The 11296-nt window shown below is 70.6% G+C and carries 8 protein-coding genes; 4 read left to right on the top strand and 4 right to left on the bottom strand.

Features of this window, described 5'->3' with window-relative positions; translation table 11 throughout:
• Positions 1-384 precede the first annotated feature (384 nt).
• The gene (locus CKO28_RS24655) at positions 385-2544 is read right to left on the bottom strand and encodes a PAS domain-containing sensor histidine kinase (RefSeq protein WP_200343561.1); all 2160 of its coding nucleotides are present in this window, start codon (positions 2542-2544) and stop codon (positions 385-387) included.
• A 332-nt stretch (positions 2545-2876) separates the two neighbouring features.
• On the opposite strand from CKO28_RS24655, the gene CKO28_RS24650 reads away from it, so the two are divergent.
• Complete coding sequence (locus tag CKO28_RS24650; RefSeq protein WP_200343553.1) at positions 2877-4187, top strand: tetratricopeptide repeat protein; 1311 nt, start codon at positions 2877-2879, stop codon at positions 4185-4187.
• Positions 4188-4435: 248 nt separating this feature from the next.
• Here CKO28_RS24650 and CKO28_RS24645 read toward each other — a convergent pair whose 3' ends face one another.
• The 3 genes from CKO28_RS24645 to CKO28_RS24635 all read right to left on the bottom strand — a co-directional run bounded on the left by CKO28_RS24645 (position 4436) and on the right by CKO28_RS24635 (position 7795).
• Positions 4436-5548 carry a lipid A deacylase LpxR family protein gene (locus tag CKO28_RS24645; protein ID WP_200343551.1) on the bottom strand — a complete coding sequence of 371 codons (1113 nt, stop codon included), beginning with the start codon at positions 5546-5548 and terminating at the stop codon, positions 4436-4438.
• 202 nt (positions 5549-5750) lie between these two features.
• Complete coding sequence (locus CKO28_RS24640; RefSeq protein ID WP_200343549.1) at positions 5751-6494, bottom strand: hypothetical protein; 744 nt, start codon at positions 6492-6494, stop codon at positions 5751-5753.
• Positions 6491-7795, bottom strand: a complete 1305-nt coding sequence (locus CKO28_RS24635) for a UbiH/UbiF/VisC/COQ6 family ubiquinone biosynthesis hydroxylase (RefSeq protein WP_200343547.1) — start codon at positions 7793-7795, stop codon at positions 6491-6493. The genes CKO28_RS24640 and CKO28_RS24635 overlap by 4 nt, the downstream gene beginning before the upstream one ends.
• Before the next feature lie 440 nt (positions 7796-8235).
• Here CKO28_RS24635 and CKO28_RS24630 point away from each other — a divergent pair, with 440 nt between their 5' ends.
• From CKO28_RS24630 to CKO28_RS24620, 3 genes are all read left to right on the top strand, one after another.
• Positions 8236-8574 carry a P-II family nitrogen regulator gene (locus tag CKO28_RS24630; RefSeq protein WP_200343545.1) on the top strand — a complete coding sequence of 113 codons (339 nt, stop codon included), beginning with the start codon at positions 8236-8238 and terminating at the stop codon, positions 8572-8574.
• Between the two features lie 17 nt (positions 8575-8591).
• Positions 8592-9944, top strand: coding sequence for an ammonium transporter (gene amt / locus CKO28_RS24625; RefSeq protein WP_200343544.1), 1353 nt, complete (start codon positions 8592-8594; stop codon positions 9942-9944).
• A gap of 454 nt (positions 9945-10398) precedes the next feature.
• The coding region (locus CKO28_RS24620; RefSeq protein WP_200343543.1) for an aminotransferase class I/II-fold pyridoxal phosphate-dependent enzyme at positions 10399-11296 on the top strand (898 nt) is incomplete at its 3' end.

Raw genomic sequence — 11296 nt, 5'->3', positions numbered from 1 at the left:
CCGGTTTGATGAGCGGGGAGGAGAAACGGAGCGACGGCCCGGATTGAGGCACCGGCACACGGCGAAAGCCGCCGGCCAACGGCTACTCCCCGGGACCCACCGCCACCGCGCTCCTCCTCGACTCTACCCCTCTCCTCCACATGGGAGGAGAGGGCTGGGGTGAGGAGGTTGGCACGGCACCGATGCAGCGCGGCACCCTCCTCCCCTTGCCCCTCCTCCCAGGTGGAGGAGGGGGATTAGGTCGGCTGTTTCGTCGGGGAGCGGTAGGGCGGGTTCGCGCTTGCAACCCGCCGATATGCCGGGGCCGCGCGGCACGGCCGTTGCGGTGGATTGCCGCTGGCGCGGCGAATCCACCTTACGGCAGCCGGCGACCCCTGACTCCGATCACTGCGCGGCGGCGGTGGCGCGGGGCGGTTCGGCGGTGTATTCCAGGCGGTCGGCGGGCAGGGTGACGCGCACGCGCGTGCCCGCGCCGGGCGTGCTGTCGAGCGTCAGCGTGCCGTCGTGCAGTTCGGCCAGCTGCTTGCACAGGGCGAGCCCGAGACCGGTGCCCTCGTGCTCCCGGGTCAGCCAGTTGTCCGCCTGGCCGAACGGGGCCATCGCCTTGTCGATGTCGTGCTCGGCGATGCCGATGCCGGTGTCCGCAACTTCCAGCCACAGCCCGTCCGCCGAGACCTCCGTGCGGACCGAGACCCGGCCCTGCTCGGGCGTGAACTTGATCGCGTTGGTTAGCAGGTTGAGCAGGATCTGCTTGACCCCGCGCTGGTCCGCGTAGACCTGCGGCAGGCGGGCCGCGGGTACAACGTCGAGGTGGATGCCGCGGTCGTGGGCGCGCTCGCGCACCAGCCGCACGGTGGCGTGGATCAGGTCGGGCAGCCGCAGCCACTCCTCGTGCAGCTCGCGCCGGCCGGCCTCGATCTTGGCGTGGTCGAGGATGTCGTTGATCAGGCTCAGCAGGTGCTGCCCGCTTTCCCGGATGTCGCTGGCGTAGGCGCGGTAGCGCGGGTTGCCGATCTCGCCCAGCAGCTGGCCCTCGATCACCTCGGCGAAGCCGATCACGGCGTTCAGCGGCGTGCGCAGCTCGTGGCTCATGTTGGCCAGGAACTCGGTCTTCGACTTGTTGGCGAGCTCCGCCTTCTCGCGCGCGGCGATCAGCTCGCGCTCCTGGCTTTTCAGGTCGTCGATGTCCGACAGGGTACCGGCCATCCGCACCGCCCGGCCGTCGGCGTCGCGCTCCGTCTCCGCGCGCAGGCGGAACCAGCGGACCGCGGGCGTCCCCGCCTTGCCGCCGGCGCCGGGCGCCGGGCCGACCTGCACGCGCACCTCGATGTCGTAGGGCGCGCCGTGCTTGATGTGACGGGCGATCGTCCGGCGCAGTTCGTCCCGGTCCTTCGGCAGCACGCGCTGCACGAACGCCGCCGCGTCGGTGCCGAGCTCGTCTTCCCCGCAGTCGAGCAGCTCGTGGCAGCGCGAACTGTAATACACGCTGTCGGTCCGCAGGTCGTAGTCCCACACCCCGTCGCGCGAGCCGCGCACGGCCCGCTCGTAGCGGTCCTGCTGCGCGCGCAGCTTCGCCTCGGCGTCCTTCAGCCGGCTGACATCGGTCAGCAGGCCGTTCCAGACCACGACGTCCGGCGCCTCGACCCGCGCGACCGCCTGGGCGCGGACCCATTTGACCGCGCCGTCGACGACGATCCGGTGTTCCAGATGGATGTTGCGCTGGTCGCGGTAGGCCGCCTCGATCTCCCGGTCGACCCGCCCGGCGTCGTCGGGATGGACCTTCGCCAGCAGCGTGTCGATGCTGTAGGCCTGCGCCTTCTCGATCCCGTACAAGCTCGAGATCCCGGCGGAGACGAAGGTCATGTGCAAACCCTCGGGGTCGCGGCGGAGCTGATAGACCGCGCCGGGGATGCTGTCGGTCAGGTCGATCAGCCTGCGCTGGGCGGTCCGGGCGGCCTGCTCGGCCATGAACTGCGCGGTGACGTCGCTGGCGACCCCGCGGTAGCCGTCGAAACTGCCGTCCGCGGTGAACACCGGCACGCCGCTGACCCGGACCCAGAGCCGGCGGCCGTCCTCGCGCCGGGCCTTGTAGGTGAAGTCGCGGAACGCACGCTGGGCGCGCAGGTCGGCCAGGTGTCGGGCGACCTGCTCGGGATCGTTTCCCGGGCCGATCAGGGTGTCCCGGCGCTGGCCGATCACCCGGCTGGGCGGAAACCCGAACGCCGTCTTGAACTTGGCCGACAGGTGGGTGAACCGCAGCTCGCGGTCCATCGCCCAGGTCCAGTCGGTGGAGGCGTCGGCGATGTGCTCCAGCTGGGCCGCGCGGACGGCTTGCTGGGTCGCGCGGGCGTGCGCGGACCAGGCCGTGATCACGGCCGCGCCGGCCGCGCCCAGGGCGATCAGGGCGCCCAGCGCCTGTCCGCTGGCCGGCGTGCCCATGACCGCATAGACGCCCGACAGCGCCGCGAGCGCGCCCAGCGCCGGCGGCGCGACGGCGCTGCGCAGCGTTTTCAGGACGGCCAGACTTGGACGGCGGTGCGGCATCGCACACTCGCGCTGGAAGGAAACAGGCGTGGAGGCAGAGACCCCGCCACGGCTCAGGTAGCCGAGTTGGGATAAGAAATCGTTAACATACCCGCGCCGCGCGATTCTGATGGCCTGGAACACGCACGCCGAGGGGTCGCCCCGGCGGGACCGTCCGGCACCGCCGCGGCCCGCCGTCGGCCTGGCCGCGCCTCTGGTCCTGTCCGGCCCCTGGTCCTGTCCGGCCCCTGGTCCTGTCCGGCCCCTGGTCCTGTCCGGCCCCGATCGCCATCTTGGAGCCCAGCCGACGCCCGCGCCAGCCCAGATGCCCCACCGACCTCTCGGGAACCGCCATGCCGACCACCGACCTCTGGAACCAACCCGCCAGCACCGACAGCCGGGACGCCGTGCAGGCGTACGAACGGGCGGTGCTGGCGACCCTGGAATACCGCTCGAGCGCCAACGACCACGTCAAGGCCGCGCTCGCGGCCGACCCCGGGTTCGCGCTGGCGCACTGCTTCAAGGGCTACCAGTATCTGCTGCTCGGCACCGGGGGCACGGTCGCCAAGGCTCGGCAGGCGGCCGACTCCGCGAAGGCGCAGCACGACCGGCTGAACGACCGGGAGCGCGGCCACGTCGCCGCGCTCGCCAGCTGGGCGGAGGGCGATGTCGTCGGTGCGGCCACGATCTGGCAGCGGATCGTGCGCGCCTACCCGCACGACCTGCTGGCGCTGCGCTTGCACCACCTGAACGCGTTCTGGCGCGGGCGCGAGGATGCCCTGACCGAGGGGCCGGCGGAAAGCCTGCGCGCCTGGACGCCCGACCTGCCGGGCTACGGCAGCGTGCTCGGCATGCTCGCCTTCGGGCTGGAGGAATCGGGCGAGCGCCGGCGCGCCGAGGCCTACGCCCGCCAGGCGGTGCAGCACGCGCCGGACGACCTGTGGGCGCTGCACGCCCTGGCGCACGTGCTGGAGATGGATGAGCGCTTTCAGGAAGGCTGCGACTTGATTCCCCTGCGCCAGCCGGCGTGGGACGACCGCAACCCGTTCAAGAACCACGTCTGGTGGCATCGCGCGCTGTACGCCGTCGAGCTTGGCCGCGACGCGGAGGTGCTGCAGCTCTACGACGCCCATCTCGCGCCCGGTGCGCGGCCGTTCTATCTGGACGTCCAGAACGCGGCCTCGCTGCTCGCCCGGCTGCAGTTCCTGGGGATCGATCCGGGCGCGCGCTGGCAGGCGCTGGTGGCGCCGGTGCAGGCGCTCGCCGACGACTTCAACGGCGCCTTCACCGAGCCGCACAAGGTGCTCGCGCTGGCCGCGGCGGGCGAGCTGGCGGCGGCCGAACGGCTGGCCGACGGCACGCTCACCCGGATGAAGCGCGCAGGCCTGCGCGATCCGGCGCTGGCGCAGGTGCTGGACGGGCTGTGCCGGGCGATCGTCGCGTTCTATCGCGGCGACGCGGAGGACGCGCTGGAGCTGCTCGGCCCGATCCGCGGCGACCTGTGGCGGCTGGGCGGCAGCCGGGCGCAGCGCGACGTGTTCGAGCAGCTGGCGATCGAGGCCGCGCTGCAGGCCAGCCCTGAGGTCGACGGCCGCGCGCTGCTCGCCCGGCGCGAGATCCTGCGCCCGAACAGCCGGCTGGTGAAGACCGCGACGGCGGGCTGACCGGCGGCCGCCCGCGACCCCGGCGCACGCCCGCCGCGAGGTCGCAGTCGCACGGGAGCAAGATACTGCAAGGTGAAGCCACCTTTCAGCTGAATCTTGCTCTCTCTTCAGGCCGTTCTCTCTTCAAGCCGTTAGAGCAAAATTCACGATGAAGGTCGGCTCGACCTTCATCGATTGTGCTCAGGGCGTGGCGCAGCCGCCGGGCGGTGCCGTGGCCGGCGCCGGAGTGCCGGGACCGCCGTTTGCTCTCAGAACTTGACCGACAGGCTGACGGCGCCGAATTGCTGCGGGCGCTCCTGCTCCTCGAACTGGCGGGAGCGGGTGACGAAGGTCCAGGCGAGCTGGATGCGGTCGTACTGCAGCACCAGGCCGTACTGCAGCTCGCCGACGAACGGCTTCTTGTCGACGCTGGGGCTATCCTTCCAGGTGTTGCCGTCCAGGAACAGGTTGCGCGCGACCGCGCGGCCTTCGAAGCCGACGAACAGGTACCAGTTGAAGCTCGGCGTGGCCTCGAAATAGCCGCTGCCGCCCATTGCCGGGCGGATCCGCGGCGGGCCGAAGTCGCGCTTCAGGTCGTCGCCGAAGCGCAGCGTGGCGCCCGCGCTCGCCTGGGTGCGCAGCGTGCCCAGGGAGAGGCCGACATGCGGCACCACGTCCAGTTCCAGGCCGACGTATTCCCCGGCGATCAGGGCACGCTCCTTGCGCTCGTACATCAGCGCGAACGCGGGCTCGTCCGCGAGCTGATTGTCCCAGCCGTTGACCTCGTAGCTGTTGACGATCTCGTGGACGTTGTTCTGCACCCACTCGCCCTGCGCGCTGGGGCCGACCAGGCCGGCCTGCAGGCCGATCATGCGCAGGGAATTCCGGTCCTGCGCGTAGACGGAATATTCGCCGTAGGCCCAGGCGGCGTAGGGGTGCTGGTCCGGCAGCGGCTGCCGGGCCTCGGTGTCGCGCGGGGTGTACAGGCTCTGCCCGATCGCCAGGCCCCAGCGCACCCGGTCGTCCTGGTCGGCGAACAACAGCGCGCGGGCGATTGGGCCGTGCAGCCCGCCCATGCCGGCTTCCGGGGAGACGTAGGACAGGCGGTTGCCGTTGGTGTAATTGCGGTCGGTACCGCCGAAGATGTCGTTTTCCCAGTTCACGGTCCAGCTGCCGTCCTCCGAGCCCGGCCGGGGCGGATCGTCGTACAGCTGGGCGGTGTCCGCGCGGTTCTGGGGGTCCTGGGCGCCGGACACGTCGTCCTGCGCCGCGACCGGGGCGGACACGCCGAGCAGCAGGAGGGCGGTGAGGACACGCACCGCGGGCGGTGTCAGAACGCGGACGAACGGGCGCGCCCAGCGGGCGTGCAGCGGATCGGGCATGGCGGGATCTGAATACCGAAGGTGGACGTTCAAAATCGCCACCACGCCTAGCCGGCGCGCGCGGCGCACACAAGCCGGCATGTGTTGCAGCGCCGTGACCTTCGACTGGTCCGAGGAGGGCGCCTTGGGCCGTCCGCTCAGAACTTCACAACATGAGGGCAAGATTCAGCTGAAAGGTGGCTTCACCTTTCAGCATCTTGCTCTAGTCGGCGGCGTCCGCGTCGCTGCCTTTCTGACCGCCGTTCTGCGCGCCGTCCGGCGCCTTGCCGTCGCCCAGCTTGACCACGGTGACCGGCTGGTCGCGCGAGGTGTTCTGGATCGCTCCGGCCAGGCGCGGCGGGCAGGCGCGCTCGGCATCCGGCGAGTCCGCCTGGCAGACCCGGCCGCCCTGCAGCCACAGCCGGGTCTTGCCCAGGATCTCCCGGGCGAACGGCAGGTGCTTGCTATCGAACGTGGGCGTGCGCCAGGCGCGCTGCACCAAGTAGAGCGATTCCGACCCCTGGACGACCCGGAACAGCGCCAGTTCGCCGCGCCCGGTCTTTTCATGCTCGGTGCAGCCCAGCAGGCGGAAGGCGACCGTGCGGCCGCGTTTCCGCCGCACCTCGGTTTCGGTGCCCAGCAGGTTGCGGCAGTCGCGCGCATACCGCCGGGCGATCTGGTCCAGCAGCTGCTCGCCGGAGATGTCGGTCTCGCCCGGGAACAGCTGTATCGACACCTTGTCCGACCAGCTGCCGGGCTCCTGCCCCTGGTGCAGCCAGGCCATGTGCACGACCCGGCCGCTGTCGGAGGAGTGCGCGATGTCCCAGGTGATCGGGACCGGGGTGACGAAGAACTCCCCGCCGCCGCCGTTGACCACCGCCAGGCCGCGGTCGCCCAGCGGTTCCAGCGCCGGCGCCGGCGTCGCCCAGAGCAGGCCGGCCAGCGCCAGGGCCGCCAGCCGCTTCACAGCTGCTCGCCGCGGATCAGCCGCGGCAGGTCGCCCAGGGTGCCCATGGCGTGCTGCATGAACAGCTTCTTCATCGGCCCGATTCGGTTGACCCCCGCCAGGCCCAGATCGCGGGCCAGGCGCAGCGGCCCGAAGTCGTTGGAGAACAGGTGGTCGAGGGTGTGCGTGGCGGCGACCAGGATCAGGTTGTCCGGCCGGCGCCAGCGCTGATAGCGGCGCAGCACGTCGGGGTTGCCCACGTCCAGCCCCAGCCGGCGGGCGTCGACGATGCATTCCGCCAGCGCGGCGACGTCGCGCAGGCCGAGGTTGAGGCCCTGACCGGCGATCGGGTGGATGGCATGCGCGCTGTCGCCGACCAGGGCCAGGCGGGTGTCGATGTAGCGCTCGGCGTGCAGCCCGGAGAGCGGGTAATTGAAGCGCGGGCCGATCTCCCGGACATCGCCGTAATCCGGGCCGAACCGGCGCAGCACCTCGCGCGCGAAGGCGTCCTGGTCGAGGCCGTGGAAATGCTCGGCCAGACGCTTCCTTTCGGTCCAGACGATCGACGAGCGGTGCTGGCCGCCCGGACCGTCGACCATCGGCAGCATCGCGAACGGCCCCGACGGCAGGAAGTGCTCGTGCGCCGTGCCCTGGTGGTCGGCGTCGTGTTGCAGCGTGGCGACGATGCCCGCCTGGTCGTAGGTCCAGTGCGCGGTGCGGATCTCCGCCGACGTGCGCAGCGGCGAGCCGCGGCCGTCGCAGCCGGCGACCAGGCGCGCGCGGACCTTGCGGCCGTCGGTCAGGCTGGCGGTCGCGTGGCCGGTCGTGCGGACCACCCGCTCGACCCCCACGGGCGCCAGCACCGTGAGCCGCTCGAAACTGGGCAGCAGCTTCTGCTGGCCCTGGCGCAGCACCCGGTTCTCGACGATGTGGCCCATCGCCTCGCCGACCTCGCGGTGGTCGTAGTGCAGGTGCAGCGGCGACTTGCGCCGGCCGATTCGTCCGTCGGTCACCATGATGTCCAGGATCGGCTGCGCCTGGTCGCTCACCAGGTCCCACAGACCGATCGCCTCCATCATGTGCCGCGAGCCGGCCGCGATCGCGGACGCGCGGCCGTCGAAGGTCATCTTCAGGACGTCTTCCGGGTTCTCGCGGTCGACCACGACCGTCTCGATCCCGGCGGAGGCCAGCGCGCTCGCCAGCGTGGCGCCGACCAGGCCGCCGCCGACCACCAGAACCTCGGCGTGCAGCGTTTCGGACCCGGTCGGATCCGGGCGCGCGGTCGCCGGGCGGGTCTGCGAAGGGGAAGTGTGCTGGGCCATGCGGACAAAATCTAGGTCGTTTCGCGGCTTGTCCAGTGGCTGGAACGGCGATTCACGCGCGGCCGCGTGCCGCGCGTTTGGACGGCGCCTCACCGGCACAACCGGGTGGCAGCCAGCGCCGGCCGTGCAACCGGGTGCTGCGGTCCGCGTGCTGCGCGAGCATTTGGTCAATTGCTGATCAGGCACGCAGCAATGCCGAATAATTAGGCAGTCGGTTTTGGTCAGAGGCTGCGCACGCCGGGCGGATGCTGACCGCTAAGTCACTGAAAAACGAAAAACATCGGCTGCCCGATCGGATTGGCACGGAACTTGATTCAGATGTGCCGGGACGGACGCGGGTCCGGCGCCGGCGGTCGACGCGAGGGGGTCGGTCGACGGCATCCGGAGCGATCCCGTGGTCCAGCGTTCCGGGAAACCAACGCCATAGAGGGAACGACGCCATGAAAATGGTTATGGCGATCATCAAGCCCTTCAAGCTCGACGAAGTCCGGGAGGCCCTGACGGGTCTGGGCATCGAGGGCCTGACGGTTAGCGAAGTGAAGGGCTACGGCCGTCAAAAAGGGCAGACGGAGATCTACCGCGGCGCCGAGTACGCCGTGAACTTCCTGCCCAAGGTGAAGATCGAACTGGTGCTGTCGGACGACCGCGTCGAAAGCGCGGTGGAAGCGATCAGCAAGGCCGCCAACACCGGCCGGATCGGCGACGGCAAGATCTTCGTCCTCGACGTCTCCCACGCCGTGCGCATCCGCACCGGCGAATCCGATAGCGACGCGCTTTAAAAAGGGGGGCCTTAACAATGAGCGTCCTGCGCAAATCCGCGGCCGTGCTCGGCCTCGCCGCGCTCGGCGGCGTCGGCCTCGCGGCCCCGGCCCATGCCGAAGTCAGCGGCGAGACCGCGTTCGTCTTCAACACTTTCAGCTTCCTGGTCAGCGGCTTCCTCGTGATGTGGATGGCCGCTGGATTCGCCATGCTCGAATCGGGTCTGGTGCGCTCCAAGAACACGGCGACGATCTGCCTGAAGAACATCGCGCTCTACTCGATCGCGGGCATTATGTATTACCTGATCGGCTACGCGCTGATGTACGTCGACGTGTCCGGCTACATCGGCTCGTTCAGCCTGTTCTATAACACCTCGGCCGCGGAGCTGGCGCTGATCAACGGCACCGGCGACGAGAGCACGCTGCAGACGGTGGTCGACAGCGGCTACTCGGTGATGTCCGACTGGTTCTTCCAGATGGTGTTCGTCGCCACCGCCGCGTCGATCGTCTCCGGCACGGTCGCCGAGCGCATCAAGCTCTGGCCGTTCCTGATCTTCGTCGTGGTGCTGACCGGCATCCTGTACCCGATCCAGGGCTCCTGGACCTGGGGCGGCGGCTGGCTCGCCGAGATGGGCTTCTCCGACTTCGCCGGCTCCACCATCGTCCACTCCGTGGGCGGCTGGGCCGCGCTGACCGGTGCCCTGATCGTCGGCGCGCGCCGCGGCAAGTACGGCGCCGACGGCTCGGTCCGGCCGATGCCGGGCGCCAACCTGCCGCTCGCCACGCTGGGCACGTTCATCCTGTGGCTGGGCTGGTTCGGCTTTAACGGCGGCTCGCAGCTGGCGCTCGGCTCGGCGCTCGACGCCAGCGCGATGGCGATCGTCTACGTCAACACCAACCTGGCCGCCGCGGCCGGTGTGGTCGCCGCCATGCTGCTGACGCAGATCATCTACAAGAAGGTCGACCTGACGATGGCGCTGAACGGCGCGATCGCCGGCCTGGTCTCGATCACCGCGGGACCGGATCTGCAGAACCACTTCCTGGCGATCATCGTCGGCGCGATCGGCGGTATCCTGGTGGTGTTCGCCATCCCGCTGCTGGACAAGCTCAAGATCGACGACGTGGTCGGCGCCATCTCGGCCCACCTGGTCGCCGGTATCTGGGGCACGCTGGCCGTCGGCATCTTCGGCGGCGGAGACCTCGTGGTCCAGGTCATCGGCATCGTCGCCATCGGCGTCTTCATGACCGTGACCTCCGCGATCGTCTGGCTGGTGCTCAAGTATACCATCGGCCTGCGCGTCGACGAGGAGGCCGAGGTCAACGGCCTCGACCAGGCCGAGCTTGGCCTGGAGGCCTACCCCGAGTTCGGCCGCGGTTCCCAGACGGTGTAACCGCGCCCGGAATCGCTTTGCCCCGGCCGGCCCGGCGGACTTTCGCCGGCCGGGGTCCCCTTGGGCGTTTCCTCCGCCCGACTGGGCCCGGTTCAGCCACCTCGGCTGGCCGGGTCTTTTTTGGGTGCGGGGTGGGGCGCCGCCCAGGGGTGAGGAGCCGCCCAACTGATTCCCCTCCTCCACTGGGAGGAGGGGCTAGGGCAGGAGGGTGCCGCGATATCGGCCCCCGGCAACCTCCTCTCCCCTTCCCTCTCCTCCCAGTGGAGGAGAGGGGGTGAGTCGGTGTTCCTTTGCAAAGCCTGCACGTGACGCGTGCGTGTCCAGGGCGCGGGCCAGCTTGCCGCCGGACTCCGGCCCGGGTAGACTGGCGGCCGGCGAAACGAACCGTGAATCCAACGGGCGCCCCGTGCGAACGCCCGCTTTTAAGTATTTGAGCGACAGAGAGGATGCGCGCATGGTCGCCGCCGTCAGCAGTTCCAGGCGGGACATCCAGGCCTTTCACCCGTTCATCAAGCTGAACCGGCTGCTGGACGGGCTCGCGCCGGGGCGGTCGCCAGCGGCCGACGGCGCACCGATCGCGCTGCAGGTGGGGGAGCCGCGGAACGATCCGCCGGCGCTGATCGACCGGGCGCTCGCCGGGGCCGCCGGCTGGCAGAACTACCCGCCGCCGCGCGGGACCGACGCCTATCGCGAGGCCTGCACCGACTGGCTGGCCCGGCGGTATCCCGCCGCCGCCGGGCTGATCGGCCAGGGCCGGGCGGTCGACCCGGCGCGCCAGCTGCTGCCGCTGCCGGGCACGCGCGAGGGGCTGTTCTTCGCCGCGCTGTCGAGCGTGCGCCGCGGGCGCGACGTCGTGCTGCTCCCCAACCCCTTCTACCACGTCTACGCCGGCGCGGCGCTCGCCGCCGGCGCGACGCCGGTGTTCGTGCCGGCGACCGCGGCGACCGGGTTCATGCCGGACTACGCCAGCCTCGACCCGGCGACGCTGCGGCGCACCGCGCTTGCCTTCCTGAACACGCCGTCCAACCCGCAGGGCGCGGTCGCCGGCCCGGACAAGCTGGCCGCCGCGATCGCGACCGCGCGGGCCCACGGCTTCGTGCTGGCGTGCGATGAGTGCTATGCGGAGATCTACGACGACACCCCGCCGCCCGGCGCGCTGGAGGTGGTCGCCGAGCGGGCCGATGCGGCGGGCGGCGGCGATCTTAGCCAATTGCTCATCTTCCACTCGCTATCCAAGCGCTCCAGCGCGGCCGGGCTGCGCTGCGGATTCGCGCTCGGCGACGAGGCGCTGATCGACGCGCTGGACGCGACCCTGCGGGTCGGCGGGGCGGGCGTGCCGCTGCCGATCCTGG

Origin of the sequence: Rhodovibrio sodomensis, assembly GCF_016583645.1 — a bacterium.
Lineage (GTDB): Bacteria > Pseudomonadota > Alphaproteobacteria > Kiloniellales > Rhodovibrionaceae > Rhodovibrio > Rhodovibrio sodomensis.
The sequence above is the reverse complement of the archived record's forward strand: the minus strand, read 5'-3'. Positions and strand labels throughout refer to the sequence as shown.